Origin of the sequence: Promicromonospora sp. NPDC023805 (assembly GCF_040639635.1) — a bacterium.
Lineage (GTDB): Bacteria > Actinomycetota > Actinomycetes > Actinomycetales > Cellulomonadaceae > Promicromonospora.
The window spans coordinates 1-16,908 of record NZ_JBFAAH010000052.1; the positions used below are offsets into that span (position 1 = coordinate 1).

The following is a 16,908-nucleotide window of genomic DNA, read 5'->3' on the forward strand; positions in this document are numbered from 1 at the left end:
GTTCGAGGGCCGCGAGACGACGGTCCGCACTGCCTCGCGCTGCCCCGACGAGTCGTGCTGCCGGCGTCCGCCTGAGGAGCTCTCCACGAAGTGGGCCGATCACCCGGTCCGGCCTGCGCGGCCCGGGCTCGCCGGTGGCATCGTGGGCGCATGACGCTTCCCGTGGTGCCCTCAGGTGTCGACACGGTTCTCGCGCCGCTGGGAGGGCTGCGGCAGGAGCTGTACGACACCTATGTCGACCTGCACCAGCACCCCGAGCTGTCCTTCGAGGAACACCGGACGGCTGCCGTCGCCGCCGAGCGGCTTGCGGCCCTCGGGTACGTGGTGCACTCCGGCCTGGGCGGGACCGGCGTCGCGGGCGTGCTCCGCAACGGCGACGGCCCGTGCGTGCTGCTCCGCGCCGACATGGACGGTCTGCCCGTCACGGAGGACACCGGGCTGCCGTACGCGAGCACCGTGCGCACGACCACCGACGACGGGGTGGGGTCGGGCGTCATGCACGCGTGCGGGCACGACGTGCACGTCACCGCCCTGCTGGGTGCGGCCGACCTGCTGGCCCGGGGCCGGTCGGCCTGGTCGGGAACGGTCGTCGCCGTCTTCCAGCCCGCGGAGGAGCTGGGCCGGGGAGCCCGCGCCATGCTCGACGACGGCCTGTACGACCTGGTGCCCCGCCCCGACATCGTGCTGGGGCAGCACGTAGCGCCCGTCTCGGCGGGCCTGCTCGGCGTCCACGCCGGCCCGGCCTTCGCCGGCACCGACGTCGTGAACATCCGGCTCGTCGGCCGGGGCGGCCACGGGTCGCGGCCCGAGGCGACGGTCGACCCGGTGGTCATGGCCGCGTCGGCGGTGATGCGGCTGCAGACCATCGTCTCGCGCGAGGTCGCGGCGGGCGACGCCGCCGTCGTTACCGTGGGGACGCTGCACGCCGGGACGAAGGAGAACATCATTCCAGACGACGCGTACCTCGGCGTGAACGTCCGCTTCTACGACGAGGCGGTGCGGGCCCGGGTCCTGACCGCCATCGAGCGCATGGTGCGGGGCGAGGCGGCCGCGGCGGGCGCACCGGAGCCGCCGACGGTCACCACCAGAGACTCGTTCCCACCGGTGGTCAACGACCCGGTCGAGACGGTACGCACGCGAGACGTCCTCGCCGCCCGCTTCGGCGTCGAGCGGGTCATCGACCCCGGCCCGGTCGCGGGCAGCGAGGACGTCGGCCTGCTCGCCACCGCCGTCGGCGTGCCGATCGTGTACTGGCTGCTGGGCGGCTGGGACCCGGCCGCCTACCACGCGGCGTTCGTCGCGGGCACGACGGACCGCGACATCCCCTCCAACCACTCCCCGCGGTTCGCGCCGGTGCCCCATCCGACACTGGAGACGGGCGTCGAGGCGCTCGTGGTCGCGGCCCTGGACCGTCTGACAGTGCCTGCTGCCGGCTGAGTCAGCGGCCGAACTCCCCGGCTGCACTCAGCGGCGGGCGAACGCGTCCGCCAGAGCGGTCATCCGCGCCGCGGTGCCCTCGTGCTCCCCGAAGTGGATCGCGAGCTGGGCGGCCCCGGCCTCGCGGTAGGCGACGGCGGCGTCCGCGACCCGCTCCACCGGCGTGCTGCCGTCCCACCCGATGCGGAGCGCCGGGCGGACTGCGCGGTCGCCGGCCAGCCCCGCGAGCGCCCGCACACGCTCCGCGAATGTCCCCGGGTCAGCGGGAAGCCCCTGCCAGACGTCGCCGTAGCGCGCCGCGCGGCGAAGTGCGGCGTCGCTGTTGCCGCCGACCATGATCGGTACGCTCCCGTCCGGAACGGGGGCGAACACGCCCTGCTCGTAGGAGAACCGTCGGCCCTGGTACGGGGCCGCCCCACCCGCGAACAGGTGCGCGAGCAGCGCGAGCATGTCGTCGGTGACGGCGCCGCGGCGGGAGTAGTCGGCGCCCACAGCTTCGAACTCCGGCACGTTCCAGCCGACGCCGACACCGAGGGTCACCCGGCCACCGGAGAGCTGGTGCAGGGTGGCGACCTGCTTCGCGAGCACGAACGGATCGCGCAACGGTGCGACCAGCACCGAGGTGCCGAACCGCAGGTGCTCCGTGACCGCCGTCAGGTGCCCGATCGTCACCAGCGGCTCGTACACGCCGCCGAACGTCTGCCCGTACTCCCCGGGCGGCAAGACGTGGTCGGGCAGCCATGCCGTCGTGTACCCGAGGTCCTCGGCCGTCCGGGCCAGGTCGACGAGCGTGCGGGCCGGCATCGTCGGAAACTCGTTGGGCAGCACTACCTGAAGCTCCATGCCAGACCGAACTGGTGCGGCCATGGCCCCATTCCCGTAGGACGACAGCCGGGCCGAGGTAGAGCCCACACGCCCCAACTGTGTTGCCGAGAGTAGACATCGTCTACTCACAGCAACATGGTCTACTCAGTACCTGCCGCCCCGAGGGCCCTGACGCGCGGATGCAGCACCCGCTCCGCGCCTGGGGAGATGTCCGCTTCTCAACGACGCCTCATCGTGGTTGGCTTCGGCTCGTGGAAATCATCGTGACCAGCGTCGTCGCCGTCCTCGGAACGCTGCTCGGTTCGCTCGCGACCCACTACTTCCAGCGCCGGAATCGGGCAGACGCCGAACGCTTCGCACGCAACGAACGCCTGCGCCAGGAGCGGGTCAGCGCGTACACGACGTACGGTGGCGCGCTCGTCAGCCTGCGGCGGGCGCAGATCGACCGCTGGTACGCGGTGCACGAGGGGCGCCAGAACGCCGACCCCGAGGAGTTCCGCTACGAGACCTACCGGCTGCGGACGAGTGCGCTCGAGGCGATGTTCCGGGTCCAGCTCGTCACGGAGTCCCGGCAGCTGATCGGGCTCGGGCAGCAGGCGATCGACAGCGTCGACCGCCTGAAACTGCGTATCCCGGCAGAGGAGTTCAAGGACGCCCGCGATGTGTCCAGGCAGCACATCTTCGACTTCGTCGAGGCCGCGCGGACGCACGTCGACGTCGCGTAGCTCCCGCCACCCCGCGGCCTGTCCCGCGAGCTCCGCGCCGTATGCGCCCTACCGTCAGCTCGCCGTAACCTGGTCGACCAGGGCGCGGATCGGCAGCAGATCGTCAGCGAGCCCTCGCTTCCTGACGTACGACTCGGCCTCGGCCACCGCGTCGTGCAGCAGTCCTGTCAAGACAGATCGAGGGTCCTCGACCGGCCCCGAGCCAACCGCCGCCTGAACCGTCAAGTGGCTGTCCTTCGAGCGGAACCGGCCCGTGCGGACCCCGACGAACTCGTTGGGCGCCACTCGCCCGTCGACGTGAAAGACCACACTCAGCCGGACGGGGCTACGCACGTCGCTGCCTAGCGCCGCCACACGCATCGAGAGTGCACCGATCTCGGCACCCCATGCTCTCTCGCCGTCGATGTCGCCCATGACCGCACCCACGGCGAGGACCGGCGTCCCTGCGTCGTCCGTCACGGCACGCTCCCTGCCCATGATTCGTTGTTCAGCGGACCTGGATCACGCTCCACGATCCACCGCTCCAAGTTGAGCATCTGGTCCCGCGTTCCGCTGGTCATCGGAATCAGGCGATCGGTGCCCAGCTCTGTCGAACCATAGCGCCCCTTGAGGTTGCTGGTGATGCCCCACTTCTGGAACGTACCGTCGGCACTCACTCGCCGGTACAGGTAGTTCGTGGCCGTGCTCGCCCGTGAGTTGCCGTGAGTTGCCGAGGGCGCTGGTCGCGGCGGCGTCGCGGGGTTCGGCTCGAACCGACCGGTCGTCGGATTGCGCAGAGCACCGTTCTCGCCGGTCGGGCAGTTGTGGACCAGTACCGACCCGCTGGTCGGGGTGCCACCAGCACTGACGTAGAACGTATGGTCCCGGTCGACCGTGAGGTTGTGCACCACGGCGCGCTCGTGCTCGACCTTGACATCTGCAACCTGCGCCCATGTACCTGAGCTTGTCTTGAGCCACTCGCCGGACCGGAGATCGACCGCATCGACCCAGGTGCGCTTCTCAGGGTTCCAGAAGGGGTGCTCGTCGGTAGCGACAATCTTCTGGTTGTCACCGTCGGCATCCCGAGTGGTCACCGTGACAAGGGTCTTCTCGCCACCACCTGTGATGTGGGCGGTGACAAGCTGCCCACCCGAGCGCTTACCGGTCTCTTCGTCGCCAGCAAGAACCTCGTCACCTGGCTCAAGGGCCTCGATCGGCTTTCGGCTTCCGTCTGCCATCAGGACCAGGGTGCCCGGCAAGAAGCTGTTGCCGGTCTGGCAGCTCAGTGGCTCCTCCGCCTTGGCCGAGTCGCCCGACCCAGAGGTGTCGGCCTTCTTCTTGGCCGCGTCTGCACGCGCCTTCGCCTTTGCCTCAGCAGCCAGCTGCTTGATCTTGGCGTCCGCCGCGGCCTTGGCCTTCGCCGCCTTCTCAGCTGCCGCGCGCGCCGCCTCCGCAGCGGCTGCCTTTGCCCTCTCGGCGGCCTCTTTCGCCTTCTTGGCACCTGACAGGATCTGCTTGGCCCATTTGAGTTCGCCGGAGAAGGCCATCACGGCCTTGCCGGCCCGGTAGATGGCCTCGCCGATCTTCGCCGCCTTGAAGATCTTGCCCCACGGCAGCGCGCCGACCACGAGCATCACGCAGGCGCCGAGGTCGCCGTCGAGGCAGTTCATGAGGTCGGTGATCCCCAGGAACTCCATCAGGATCTGGCCACCGGCCTCCAGGATCACGTCCAGCATCGACTTCGACTCGAGCTGCTGCGCCTGCGCGATGTCCTCGGCGCTCGGCCCCTCCACCTCCGCGCCGGGGTCGTTGGGGTTGGACGTGGTGCTACCGCCCGTCGGCCCCTCCAGCTCCCGTTCGCCCGTCGGGTCCGTGTAGACCAGCGGGTTGCCGCCCGCGAACGCGTACGGCGAGGAACCGATCGGTTGGGCGCCCGCCGGATCCACCGACGAGAACCTTCCGGTTCCCGGGTCGTAGTTCCGGGCCCGCATGGCGTAGTTGCCCTCGCCGGTGGTCGAGTCCTGGTACGCACCCTGGAACTGCATAGGGTTCTTGATCGCAGCGGTCGGTTCGGCCTTCTCGGACACCGCACCGCCGGACGTCGCCCCACTACCGGCCGCTTCAGCAACGGCCCCGGCAAGCGTCGCCCCCTGCCGCGGGTTCCCGAACGGGTCGTAGTCGTACCCCTCCTCGACCTGCCCGTCCGCCGACAGCATGTTCGCCACGCCACCCAGCCAGTCGTGGGTGTAGACGTGCGCCCCGCCCTGCGCCTCCAGCAGCGCCAGCGGCTCGTCGGTCGGCCCGTAGGCGAACGCCTGCCGGCCCATCACCGCCCCGCTCGCACCCGTCACCGTGTCGACGGCGATGTTCTCCAGCGACCCGTTCGTGTCCCAGGCCCAGTGCCGCGTCGTGGCACCGGCCCCGATCCCCGAGATGGCATCGAGCCGCATGCGGGTCGCGTCGTACGTGTACCGGGTGACCACCCCGCCGACGTTCGCCTGGGCCAGCGTGTTGTCGAGGTTGTACTCGAGCCGGTCGTCGCCCGCACGTGTCTGGTTGCCCAGCACGTCGTACTCGTAGTCCTTGCGGTCGGCCCCCTTCTTGCCGACCACGATCTCCTTGACGAGCTGGCTCGCGTCGTCGTACGAGTAGCGCGTCACGTCCTCGCCCGCCGAGCCGGACCGCTTCTGCTCGGTCCGGTTGCCGAGCAGGTCGTACTCGTACGAGATCCGACCCGCGTCCTTGCTGTGGCGATCGCACTCCTGCGCCGCGTAGCAGGCAGTGGTCACCCGGTTGGCGTCGTCGTAGGCGTAGGCGACGGCCTCCGTGACGCCGCCGCGCGTCGTCTGCACCTGGGTCGGGTTGCCCACCGGGTCGAGCGTGAGGTCGAACGCGGACACCGGGTCCTGCACCCCGTCGACCGGCTCGCCAGTGCGTTCCGTGCCGATGAACGTGAGCCGGCCAGCGTCGTCGTACCTCCGCTGCTCGGTGAGGCCCGTCGACGACGGCAGGGTGGTCGCCGTCCGGCGCCCTGCGACGTCGTACGCGTACTCCCACTTCGCGGCGGCGCCGCCCGTGGAACCGCCGGACGCCGTCGTGGAGGCGAGCCGCGAGTCGTCGTCGTACGTCGAGGCGATCTGGGTGCCGTCCGGATACGTCCGCTCGGTGATGTTCCCGCGCTGGTCGTAGCCGTAGGTGAACGTCTCGGTGGCCTGGTTCGGCTCCTCGCGGACCACCTTGGTGATCTGGTCCTCGTCGTCGTACGTCACGGTGCGCACGCCCAGCGGGTCGCCGTACGACGTCGTCCGGTCCTTGGCGTCGTAGCCGTAGGTGTACTGCGGCCCCGTGGAGCGGACCTGCTGCCTGGTCAGGCGGCTGCGCAGGTCGTACTCGGAGGTGATGGTGCGCTCGGCGCGCTCGGCGTCGGACAGCTCGTCCAGGTCCTCGTGCCGGTCGGTGGTGATGCTCCAGAGCGCGTTCGACTCGGCGTCGTACCCCATGTGCGCGGTGCGGCCCAGCGGATCGGTGCTGGTCGCGGGCCGGCCGGCGTCGTCGTAGGTGATGTGCGAGCGCCCGCCCTGCGGGTCGCGGACGCCGACCACGCGGCCTTCGTCGTCGTAGGTGAGCACCGTCGCGAAGGCCTTGCTGAAGATCGGCAGGTTCGGCGCGTCCGGCTGTCGCACATGGCTGATCTGGTCGTCGTCGCGGTAGGCGTAGTGGGTGGTCCCGCCGCGCGCGTCGGTCATCTCGGTGGGCCTGCTGTTCGCGTCGTACGTGACCGACGTCGTGTTGCCGAGCGGGTCGATCTCCTTGGTCCGGTTCCCCACGAGGTCGTACACGAACCGCGTGGTGAAGCGGGCCTTGTCGGCGCCCTCGACGTTGCCGCGCGGCTCCGTCACCGAGGCGAGCAGGCCGTCGTCCGTGTACGCGTAGGTGGTGATCCCGCCGGTCGGCGAGGTCTCCTTGATCTTGTTGCCCGCCGCGTCGTACTCGGTGCGGGTCGTCTTGTTCCCCGAGTCCGTCCGCTCGGTCTGCCGCCCGTTCTTGTCGTACCCCATCCGGGTGGTACGGCCCTTGGTGTCAGTGACCGAGTCGACCTGACCCGTGTTGCCCCGCTCGAAGCTGGAGGTCTTGTTCAGCTCGTTGATCGACGCCGTGGTGCGGTCGAGCGCGTCGACCTTGATGTCCCGGTCCGTGTGCCCGCCGCCCGGGTACGGCATGCGCATCCGGATCGGGTTGTCGTTCGCGTCGTAGAAGTACTCGGTGGTGAAGTCCGCCTTGTTCGCACCCGGCACGTTGCCTCGCGGCGACGTCACCGTCTTGACCAGGCCCTTCGCGTCGTACGTGTACGACGTCGTCAGGTCGTCGCCCTTCCTCTGCACGCTCTCGGACGCGCGCCGACCGGCGTCCGTGTAGGCGAACGTCATCACCCGGCCGCCACCCTCGACCCGTGACTGCAGCCCGTTGTCGAGGTACCTGGTCCGGGTGACCGTGCCCTCGGGGCTGATCTGGTGGGTGAGCCGACCGACGTCGTCGTACACGGTGCGCCAGCCGCGGTGCTTGCCGGGCTCCACGACCTCGACCACACGGTCCTGCTCGTCGTACCGCGACTCGGTCGTGTAGTGCCGCCGCTGACGCGGGTCGGCGGTCCCGCGCGGGTCGGTCTGCGCGACCTGCCGGCCGGTCTTGTCGTAGAAGCTCTCGGCGCGGCGCCCCTCCGGCGAGACGACGGCGAACAGCAGCCCGGCGTTCTCCTCGCCGTCCGGCAGGTACTCGTACCGCGTGACCTTGTCCCGCTGATCGGTCGTGGAGGTGCGCAGGCCGCGGTCGTCGTAGGCGTGCACGATGTCGTTGCCCTCGGCGTCGACACTGCGGACCAGCTCGTCGAACTCGTTGTAGGTGTTCTTCCAGACGTTGCCGTTGGCGTCCGTGTACTCGATCGGGTTGTTGCGGTCGTCGTACTTCGTCTTCTCGTCGAAGCCCTGCGGGGCCACGGCCTGCGTCGGGTTGCCCTTCGCGTCGAACCGCACCACGTGCTGGAACTGGTTGCCGTTGACCACGAGGTTGCGGTCGAGGCGCCGGTTGTAGCGGTGGTTGTCGGCGTCGCCCGTGCTGCGCTGGCTGTAGATCAGCACGTTGCCGTGGTAGCCGTCATAGACGGAGATGTCGTCCGCGTCGGTGCTGCGGGCCTCCTGCTTGACTGCGTCCCACGCGAACGTCATCTCCGCGCCGACGCCGTCCCGCTGCGCGACCACGCGGCCACCCGCGCCGTACTCGTTGTGCACGATGACCACCTCGTGCGGGTCGACCACCTGCGCGAGCCGGCCCTCGGCCTCGTACCGGTACCGCCACTCGTTCCCTCGGGCGTCCTCGACCTCGGTGAGCAGTCCGCCGGTGTACTCGAAGCGCACGTGGCGCCGGTCCGGGAGCGAGAGCTTCTCGATCAGCCCGTCCACGAGGTGCGCGACGGCGGTGCGCCCGGAGGCGTCGGTGATCGTGATCTGGTCGCGGTCCTCGTCCTTGTCCTTGTCGTCGACCTCGACATAGGCGAGCCGGACGCCGTCGTCCCGCGGGCTGAGCACGGCGCTGAGCCGGCCCGTCGCCCCGAACTGGTACGTCACCTGCTGCGGCGTGACCAGCTCCCAGCCGTCGCCGTCCCGCCGCAGGTCCGACCGCACGCCCGGCGGGCGCGTGTACCCGTCGCCGTCCGGGGTGTAGAGCGCCTCGGCGCCGTCCTCGGCGCGCACGATGACGCCGTCGTCCGTCTCGGTGACGCGCATGTCGTAGGACCATGCCCAGCCGACGCCGAACGGCCCCTGGCGGTTGTTCGCCGAGGAGTACGTGCGCGCGCTGGCGAACGGGATGCCGAAGGACGCCATCTGCATGTCCCGCTCGACCCGCACGAACGCGCCGGTGCCCGTGTTGACGCCGACGCCGCGCTGCGCCTGCCCGCTGGCGGTCGGCGCCAGCGCGTTCTCGCACCCGCAGCCAGCGGCCTGGTCGTCCGGGATGCTCGGCGGCAGGATCGTCGCGCGCGGCCTGGCCTCGCCAGAGGGTTCCGAGACCACCTCGTCGCCGCCGGGCAGCCCTGCCGCGACCGTGACGAAGTAGTCCTTGTCCTCCTCGAGCTCCCAGCCGTCCTCCGTGCCGAAGCTGCGGCAGAACTCGGCGGTGCCGCAGAACCGCGGCCCTTCCAGCTCCGCACGCGTGAGCCGCACCGACTCCTGCTCGGTCTGGTCGTCGCCCTCGTACAGCCGCACGACGGCATGGGTCCAGTCCGGGTCGACGTCCCCACCGGAGAAGTAGAGGACCACCGAGGTGTCGCCGAGCAGGAAGCCCGGGCGCAGGTCCAGCCCGTCGAAGCTCCCTGCGGCGGCGAGCGGCCGGGCAGGCGCGGTGAGCGCCCGCCACTCCCCCGCGGTGACCTCCGCCGCGTCGCCGTCGGCGGAAACCGCCTCCGGGACCACGGGCGGGCGTTCGTCCTCCGGCAACGCGGTGGAGCGACGCACCCCGTCGGGCATCGGCCGGTCGGTCGGCCCCTGACCTGCCGCCGCCGACGGCACGTCCGGAGCCGCCTCGGCGGCCTCCTGCGGGCCGACGGCGATCAGCAGCGATGCCGCGAAGCCGACGGCGACCGCGGCTCCCAGCCAGCGCCGTTCCAGTCGCGTGATCACCAGGTCGTGCAGACGTGCCTCGGACATCGCCAACCCCCGTGTTGGTGTTTCCTGAGAACTAACCCGACACCGAGTGTGATCACGCTGGGCGGCGCTGACAACCAATTTATCCGCTATATCTGATTCGTATGCATTTAGCGCACCGCAATAGCGCAGGTCAGAACGGCGCGACTCATCTGCACATCAATTTCAGCTCAATGGTCGAGGCCGGCCGGAGAAACGATTCGAGCCCGAGGTCGTGGGCTCAGGACTTGCTGCATGCTGTGCGATATGGACACCAACTCCCCCAGGACCATCGTCATCACTGGCGCGAGCGACGGGATCGGCGCCGCCGCCGCGCGGCTGCTCAGCGCTGCCGGCCACCGCATCGCCGTCGTCGGGCGTTCACCGGAGAAGACCGCACGCGTCGCCCGCGACGTGGGCGGGGACCACTTCGTCGCCGACTTCACGAGCCTCGCAGACGTGCGCCGCCTGGCCGGTGAGCTCGACGACGCCTACCCGCGCATCGACGTCCTGGCGAACAACGCCGGCGGCATCCTGGGCGACCGCAGCAAGACCGTCGACGGCCACGAGCGGACGCTCCAGGTCAACCACCTCGCGCCGTTCCTCCTGACGGGCCTGCTCCTGGACAAGCTCCTCACGAGCCGCGCCTCGGTCATCCAGACGTCGAGCGTGGGCGCCCGGCTCTTCGGACACCTCGATGTCGACGACCTGGACCACGACCGCGACTTCACCGCGCACCGCGCGTACGGCACGGCGAAGCTCGAGAACATCCTGTTCACCACCGAGCTGCACCGGCGGTTCCACGACCAGGGGCTGTCGTCGGCGGCGTTCCACCCGGGCGGCGTCGCGACCAACTTCGGCGCCGAGAGCACCAGCTTCTTCCGGCCGCTCTACCAGAGCCGGATCGGCAAGATGGTCCTGGCCACGCCGGAGAAGGGTGCCGCGCAGCTGGTCCGGTTCGCGCGGACGGACTCCGGCACCGGCTGGCAGTCGGGCGCGTACTACGAGGGCGGTCGCGTCGCCCGGCGCGTCCACCCCCAGGCGCGCGACGCCGACCTCGCCCGCCGGCTGTGGGACCGCTCGGCGGAGCTGGTGGGGGTCGACGTTCGCTGACCTCGCGCTATCCGACGAACCCGGTGCTCGCGCGGTCTACCGCATCCCGGATGGCGCCGGCCCGCGCCTCGGGCCGCTCGACGGCGACCGCCGCCGCGGCCGCCGCACCCATGCAGGCACCGAGGTGCGCGGACAGCAGCGGCCAGCCGGCGGGTTCGGGGAACCTCCCGCGCAGGGCCTCGACCAGGTCGACCTGCGCTCGCTGCAGCCGGACGATGAGCGACGCCGGCAGGCCGCGCGACGCGGTGACGAGCTCGGCGCGCGGGTCGGCCAGCGCGTCCGTGCCCGCGCTCGGGTCCGCGAAGAGGTCGACGAGCTCCCCCATGACGGCACTGACCCCCTGCTCCGGGCCAGCCTCCGCGGGCAGGGTGTCCAGCACATCGGCCGCCCGCCGGACGTGGCTCTCCAGGTAGTGGAAGAGCACATCCTCCTTCGACGGGAAGTGCAGGAAGAAGGTCCGGCGCGCGATACCTGCCCCGGCGGCGATGTCGTCTATCGACGTCCTGGTGACGCCCCGTTCGAGGAACAGCCCGGTCGCCGCGCGCACGATGGCCGCGCGCGTCTCGGCGCGCTTGCGGTCCCGCACACCTGACTGGCCGCCTGCTCGCTCGCTCATCTTCCGATCATACCGAACAGTGCACTAGTGCATTGCTGCACTAGTGCACCGCTCCTTGGTGCAGCCGATCCCGCCGCATCCCGGAGGACCCATGCCCGAGCACACCGGTCGCACCTACGTAGTCACCGGCACCGACTCCGGGATCGGTGCCGCAACCGCCGACCGGCTCGAAGCGGCAGGTGCACGCGTGATCCGGTGCGGCATCGGACCGGCCGCGGACGTCCACGCCGACCTCACCACCGCCGAGGGCCGGGCCCTCACCGCCCGCCGGGTCCGGGACCTCGCTCCGGCGGGGATCGACGGCGTGGCGCTCGTCGCGGGCAGCGCGGAACCGGGTATCGCCGTCGGACTCAACTACTTCGGCACGCTCGCCCTGCTCACGGCCCTGCGCGAGGACCTGGCACGCGGGCCTGACCCGCGCGCGGTGGTCGTGAGCTCCGCCTCGTCCCTCTCCGCGGGCGACGCCGACCTGGTCGACGCCTGTCTCGCCGGCGACGAGCACCGCGCCCGGGCAGTCGCCGAACACCTGGCCGCACACGGACGCGGGGCGGTCGTCTACCGGTCGACGAAGATCGCGCTGAACCGGTGGCTGCGACGTACCGCCGTCCACGAGGACTGGGCCGGTACCGGCATCCTCCTCAACGCGGTGGCACCGGGCATCGTCGAGACGGAGACCGCCCGCCGCACCATGCTCACCGACGACGCGACGACCCGCGTGCTCCGGGACGCCCTGCCGCAGCCCCTCGGCATGCCCGGCCCGGTCGAGCCGGTCGCCGCGACCATCGCCTGGCTGCTGTCGCCGGACGCCGCGTTCACCACCGGCCAGGTGCTGTTCGTCGACGGCGGGGCCGAGGCCGTCCTGCGGGGCGAGGCGCCGTTCGCGACGGGCGTCCGCTACGGCCCGCTGCGCATGGCACGCATGCTCACCTGGACCGTCATCGGCCGGCTGCGCGCCGTTCGCGGGCGGTGATCCGGGCGCTCTCCCACGCCGCCACGACATCCCGGCAGGCGGGCACGTCCTCGTCGGCGACGAGGAGCACCAGGTTGCCGACGTGGTCGCTGTACTGGACCAGCACGTTGACCCCCGCGTCGCCCAGACGGCGCGCGAGCGTACCGAGCTGGCCGGGCACCTCCTGGTCCAGCCGCGCGAGCACCACCTCGCGCACCGCCGCCGGGCCCAGCCCGGCCGCACGGACCGCCGCGAGCGCGCGGGCGCCGTCGTGCACGAGGTAGTGGGCCACCGCACGGCCGTCGTGGGTGAACACGCCGCCGCCCTCCAGGCTCACTCCGGCGTCGCCGAGCGCCTGGCCGAGGTCGGCGAGTGCGCCCGGTCGGTCGGGCAGGTGGACCTCGAGGTCGTGGGTCGCGGCGCCCGGCGAACTGGTCATGGCGCTCGTCATTGATCGGTTCATGGCGGGACCGTAGGTCGCGAAAGCTTCGGTGGACGCCGAAATGTCCCGGCCGTACCGTCGGCCCATGACCAGGGACCGCGATTTCACCGCGCTGGGGCGGGCGCTGTCCACCCCCGCCCGGTCCACATTCCTGAACCTGCTCATGGACGGCACCCGGCGTCCGGCGGGCGAGCTCGCGCAGGCGGCAGGGGTGAGCGCGTCGACCGCGTCCGAGCACCTGGGCGTCCTGGTCGACGCCGGCCTGGTCACCCGCGAGAGCCGCGGCCGGCATCGCTACTACTCACTCGCGGGCCGGGAGGTGGCCACCGCCCTGGAGTCCCTCGGCATGGTCGCCGACGCCGTCCTCGTCTCGGGGTACCGCCGCAGCCGACGCGCGGAGTATCTGGCGGCGGCCCGGTTCTGCTACGACCACCTGGCGGGCCGGCTCGGCACCGCGCTCACCGACGCCTGGGTCCGGGCGGGCTGGCTCGCGGGTCGCGACGAGCTCGCCCTGACAGACCCGGGCGCCGTCGGCCTGCGTGAGCTCGGGGTGGACGTCGACGGCGCCGCCCACCGGCCCACCACCAGGGCGTGCCTCGACTGGACCGAACGGCGCCCGCACCTGGCGGGCGCGCTCGGCTCCGCGGTCGGCACGCGGTTCCTGGAGGCCGAGTGGGTCACCAGGCACCGGTCGGGCCGTGGGCTGGACGTCACCGCCGCGGGGCGCGACATCGTCCGCGAGTCGTGGGGCCTCGAGCTTCCCGGGAGCTGACGTCAGCCGGTCTCACGGGCGCCGCGGCCAGCGCCGCCGGTCCACTGGCGGCGGAACCAGCCCTCCCAGGTGTGCCCGCCGAACCGCTCGCCCGCTTCGATCAGGTTCGCGAACGAGTGGTAGCCGCCGGGCAGGCCGACGCGCAACCGCACCGGGGGCAGGCCGGGCAGCGGTGCCGAGTCCTTGGTGCGGTACCGCTTGAGGCGGGGCAGCTCGAGCAGCTCCTCCTCGCGCAACTGCACGATCTCCAGCGCGATGCCGCGCTTGTCGGTGATGCGCAGCGCACCGTAGATCCGGTCCTTGAGCCAGCCGCTCACCTTCGCCTTCAGGTGGGCCGCGGGTCCGCCGATGGTCGGCAGCTCCGGCGGCATCTCGTACGCCAGGCCGACCCGGGCCGCCTGCGTCCACCGGACCAGATCCCAGGAGGTGCCGTGCCAGAACCAGATCCCGGCCGCGTCGACGACGACGCCGCGGGGCCGGGTCACGCGCCAGAAGTTCGCGATGAACAGGACGCACAGCCCGCCGAACAGGAGCCCGAAGAAGCCGGCTATCGCCTTGGCGACCGGATCAGGGTCGGTCACCACCGCGTAGCCGCAGGCCCACCCGAGCGGCCCGGTCAGCAGGATGCCGACGACGAGCGTGATCGCGCCGAGCCGTCCGAGGTCGAGCCGGTGCGCGTCCGGCGAGAAGACCGGTTCGGTGGCCGACGCCGAGCCCATCATGTCCTGGTTTGTCACGGCAGGAGCGTAGCGGGCCCCGGGACTCCTGGGACGCCGGGCGTCAGCCGTCCGACTTCTCGGCGGCCGCCCAGGTGCCGTTCGCGGCAGCGGTCTCCAGCAGGTTCGCGAGCGAGCGCAAGTTCTGTGCCACCTGCTCACCGAGCGGCGTCAGCGCGTACTCGACACGCGGCGGGATGGTCGTGACGACGTCGCGCGTCACCATGCCGTCCCGTTCGAGCGCCTGCAGCGTCTGGGACAGCATCTTCTCGCTGACCCCCTGGACCCGTCGGCGCAGCGCGTTGAAGCGGTAGCTCCCCTCGCCGAGCGCGAGCAGGGCGAGTGAGGCCCACTTGGAGGTGACGACCTCGAACGCGGCGCGCGAGTCGCAGTCGCGCGCGAAGACGTCCGCCACCAGCTCCTGCGGGGGGCTGTCGGATCCCAGGTCGGTGATGCTCACGGACCCAGGGTACCGCGCACGGCGGGAATGTGGTGTACTTTCGATTCGTTAGTGCTACCTGCTAGCAACTACCTGAGCAATGGAGAGTGTTATGACCACCTACGCCGTCACCGGAGCCACCGGCAGCCTCGGCCACCTCGTCGTCGAGGAGCTCCTCTCCCGCGGCGTTCCGGCCTCGGACGTCGTCGCGATAGTCCGCACGCCCAGCAAGGCCGCGGACCTCGCGGAGCGCGGCGTCCAGGTCCGCGAGGGCGACTACTCCCGGCCCGAGACCCTGCCCGCCGCACTGGCCGGGGTGGACCGCCTGCTGCTCGTCTCCGCGAGCGAACCGGGCACGCGCGTGGCGCTGCACAGCGCAGTGATCGACGCCGCGAAGGCCGCCGGCGTGGGGCGCATCGCCTACACGGGCATCCTCAAGGCCGGCAACACCTCCAACCCGCTCGCGGGCGAGCACGAGGGCACCGAGGGGGCGCTGCGCGCGTCCGGCCTCCCGATCAGCATCCTGCGCAACGGCTGGTACCACGAGAACTACACCTCTCAGCTGGGCCAGTACCTCGAGCGGGGCGAGATCGCCGGCGCCACCGCGGACGGCAAGATCTCGGGCGCGGCGCGCGCCGACTACGCCGTAGCGGCCGCGGCGGCGCTGCTGACCGACGAGGGCGACGAGGTCGTCCACGAGCTGGGCGGCCCCGCGTTCACCCTCGCCGACCTCGCCGCGACGATCAGCGACGTCACCGGGACCAAGGTGGCCTACCGCGACCTGCCGGTCGACGAGTTCCAGGCCGAGCTGCAGCAGGTCGGGCTCGACGCCGGCACCGCGGGCTTCGTCGCCGGGCTCGACGCCTCGATCGCCGCGGGCGACCTGGAGACCGACAGCGACGACCTCGCCCGCCTGCTGGGCCGTCCGGCCACGCCGCTCGCCGACGCGGTCCGCGCCGCGCACTCCTGACAGGCCGCCCGCCGGGTGGTCGGCAGTTCGTCAGATGATCGGTAGCCCGGACTGCCGACCACCTGACGAGCTGCCGACCACCCGGCACCTGCACAATGGGCCCATGCGAGGAGCAATCATTCATGGCCCTGGGGACGTCCGATTCGAGGAGCGGCCCGACCCCGTCATCGTGGAACCCACCGACGCCGTCATCCGGACCGTCGCCGCCTGCGTGTGCGGCTCGGACCTGTGGCGGTACCGCGGCATCTCCACGGTCAAGCGGCCGACGCCGATAGGGCACGAGTACGTGGGCGTCGTCGAGCAGGTCGGCGCCGCGGTCACTACCGTCAAGGCCGGTGACTTCGTCGTCGGCGGGTTCCTGCACAGCGACAACACCTGTGCGGTGTGCCGCAAGGGCATGCAGGCCAACTGCCTGCACGGGGGCGGCTTCGACGGCTGCCAGGCCGAGAAGATCCGCATCCCGAACGCCGACGGCACCCTGCTCGCCACCCCGGGCGAGCCGGACGCCGACCTGATCCCGAGCCTGCTGAGCCTCTCCGACGTGATGTGCACGGGCTGGCACGCGGCGGTCTCCGCCGGCGTCGGGCCGGGTTCGAGCGTCGTGGTGGTGGGCGACGGCGCCGTCGGACTGAGCGGTGTGCTCGCCGCGGCGCAGCTCGGCGCGACGACGATCATCGCGATGAGCAGGCACCAGTCGCGGCAGAAGGTGGCGCAGGAGTTCGGTGCCACCCACATCGTCGCCGAGCGCGGCGAGGAGGGCCTCGCGAAGGTCCTCGAGCTGACCGAGGGCATCGGCGCCGACGCCGTGCTGGAGTGCGTGGGCACCGAGGAGGCCCGCGCGCAGTCGGTAGGGCTCGTGCGCCCCGGCGGCATGATCGGCCTGGTCGGCGTGCCGCACGGAGACATGCCCACCGACACGCTGTTCTGGGGCAACAAGGGCATCCGCGGCGGCGTCGCCCCCGTGCGCGCGCACCTGCCGCACCTGCTGGACCTGGTCTGGAAGCGCGAGATCGACCCGGGCAAGGTCTTCGACCTCACCCTGCCACTGGCCGACGTCGCCGAGGCCTACCGCGCGATGGACGAACGGCGCGCCATCAAGGTGCTCCTGCAGAACTGACCCCCGAGATGACCATGCACCTGCTGCCAGAACGATCCGGCGTTGTCAATCGGTCAGTGCAAGTTAGGCGGCTTGGTCGAAGAGCTGCTTGAGGCGCTGGGCCGGGGTGTCCAGATCGAGAGTGGGTCGTG

At 71.4% G+C, this 16,908-nt stretch carries 14 protein-coding genes; 7 read left to right on the forward strand and 7 right to left on the reverse strand.

Features of this window, described 5'->3' with window-relative positions:
- Nucleotides 1-150: 150 nt before the first annotated feature.
- Complete coding sequence (locus AB0F70_RS27110) at nucleotides 151-1,437, forward strand: amidohydrolase (RefSeq protein WP_357456331.1); 1,287 nt, start codon at nucleotides 151-153, stop codon at nucleotides 1,435-1,437.
- A gap of 27 nt (nucleotides 1,438-1,464) precedes the next feature.
- Here the strand turns inward: AB0F70_RS27110 and AB0F70_RS27115 are convergent, their stop codons facing one another.
- A complete protein-coding gene (locus AB0F70_RS27115) occupies nucleotides 1,465-2,304 on the reverse strand; it encodes a TIGR03619 family F420-dependent LLM class oxidoreductase (protein WP_357456334.1) in 840 nt (279 codons plus the stop codon).
- 209 nt (nucleotides 2,305-2,513) lie between these two features.
- Here AB0F70_RS27115 and AB0F70_RS27120 point away from each other — a divergent pair, with 209 nt between their 5' ends.
- Entirely contained in the window at nucleotides 2,514-2,987 is a 474-nt protein-coding gene (locus tag AB0F70_RS27120) for a hypothetical protein (protein ID WP_357456337.1), read from the forward strand.
- Nucleotides 2,988-3,041: 54 nt separating this feature from the next.
- Here AB0F70_RS27120 and AB0F70_RS27125 read toward each other — a convergent pair whose 3' ends face one another.
- Entirely contained in the window at nucleotides 3,042-3,446 is a 405-nt protein-coding gene (locus tag AB0F70_RS27125) for a hypothetical protein (protein ID WP_357456340.1), read from the reverse strand.
- Nucleotides 3,443-9,667, reverse strand: a complete 6,225-nt coding sequence (locus tag AB0F70_RS27130; RefSeq protein WP_357456343.1) for a polymorphic toxin-type HINT domain-containing protein — start codon at nucleotides 9,665-9,667, stop codon at nucleotides 3,443-3,445. The genes AB0F70_RS27125 and AB0F70_RS27130 overlap by 4 nt, the downstream gene beginning before the upstream one ends.
- A gap of 243 nt (nucleotides 9,668-9,910) precedes the next feature.
- Here AB0F70_RS27130 and AB0F70_RS27135 point away from each other — a divergent pair, with 243 nt between their 5' ends.
- Nucleotides 9,911-10,756 carry an SDR family NAD(P)-dependent oxidoreductase gene (locus tag AB0F70_RS27135; protein ID WP_357456346.1) on the forward strand — a complete coding sequence of 282 codons (846 nt, stop codon included), beginning with the start codon at nucleotides 9,911-9,913 and terminating at the stop codon, nucleotides 10,754-10,756.
- A gap of 7 nt (nucleotides 10,757-10,763) precedes the next feature.
- Here the strand turns inward: AB0F70_RS27135 and AB0F70_RS27140 are convergent, their stop codons facing one another.
- Nucleotides 10,764-11,372, reverse strand: a complete 609-nt coding sequence (locus AB0F70_RS27140; RefSeq protein WP_357456350.1) for a TetR/AcrR family transcriptional regulator — start codon at nucleotides 11,370-11,372, stop codon at nucleotides 10,764-10,766.
- Nucleotides 11,373-11,463: 91 nt separating this feature from the next.
- Here AB0F70_RS27140 and AB0F70_RS27145 point away from each other — a divergent pair, with 91 nt between their 5' ends.
- Nucleotides 11,464-12,342 carry an SDR family oxidoreductase gene (locus tag AB0F70_RS27145; RefSeq protein WP_357456352.1) on the forward strand — a complete coding sequence of 293 codons (879 nt, stop codon included), beginning with the start codon at nucleotides 11,464-11,466 and terminating at the stop codon, nucleotides 12,340-12,342.
- Here AB0F70_RS27145 and AB0F70_RS27150 read toward each other — a convergent pair.
- A complete protein-coding gene (locus tag AB0F70_RS27150) occupies nucleotides 12,308-12,784 on the reverse strand; it encodes an ACT domain-containing protein (protein ID WP_357456355.1) in 477 nt (158 codons plus the stop codon). The two genes, AB0F70_RS27145 and AB0F70_RS27150, sit on opposite strands and share 35 nt — an antisense overlap.
- A gap of 64 nt (nucleotides 12,785-12,848) precedes the next feature.
- Here AB0F70_RS27150 and AB0F70_RS27155 point away from each other — a divergent pair, with 64 nt between their 5' ends.
- Nucleotides 12,849-13,535 carry a winged helix-turn-helix domain-containing protein gene (locus AB0F70_RS27155; RefSeq protein WP_357456358.1) on the forward strand — a complete coding sequence of 229 codons (687 nt, stop codon included), beginning with the start codon at nucleotides 12,849-12,851 and terminating at the stop codon, nucleotides 13,533-13,535.
- Between the two features lie 2 nt (nucleotides 13,536-13,537).
- Here AB0F70_RS27155 and AB0F70_RS27160 read toward each other — a convergent pair whose 3' ends face one another.
- A complete protein-coding gene (locus tag AB0F70_RS27160; RefSeq protein ID WP_357456361.1) occupies nucleotides 13,538-14,272 on the reverse strand; it encodes a hypothetical protein in 735 nt (244 codons plus the stop codon).
- A 43-nt stretch (nucleotides 14,273-14,315) separates the two neighbouring features.
- Nucleotides 14,316-14,711, reverse strand: coding sequence for a helix-turn-helix domain-containing protein (locus tag AB0F70_RS27165; RefSeq protein ID WP_357456364.1), 396 nt, complete (start codon nucleotides 14,709-14,711; stop codon nucleotides 14,316-14,318).
- Between the two features lie 91 nt (nucleotides 14,712-14,802).
- Between AB0F70_RS27165 and AB0F70_RS27170 the strand changes: the two genes are divergently transcribed.
- Nucleotides 14,803-15,660, forward strand: a complete 858-nt coding sequence (locus tag AB0F70_RS27170; RefSeq protein WP_357456367.1) for an SDR family oxidoreductase — start codon at nucleotides 14,803-14,805, stop codon at nucleotides 15,658-15,660.
- Between the two features lie 103 nt (nucleotides 15,661-15,763).
- Entirely contained in the window at nucleotides 15,764-16,777 is a 1,014-nt protein-coding gene (locus AB0F70_RS27175) for a zinc-dependent alcohol dehydrogenase family protein (protein WP_357456370.1), read from the forward strand.
- The last annotated feature ends 131 nt before the right edge of the window (nucleotides 16,778-16,908 follow it).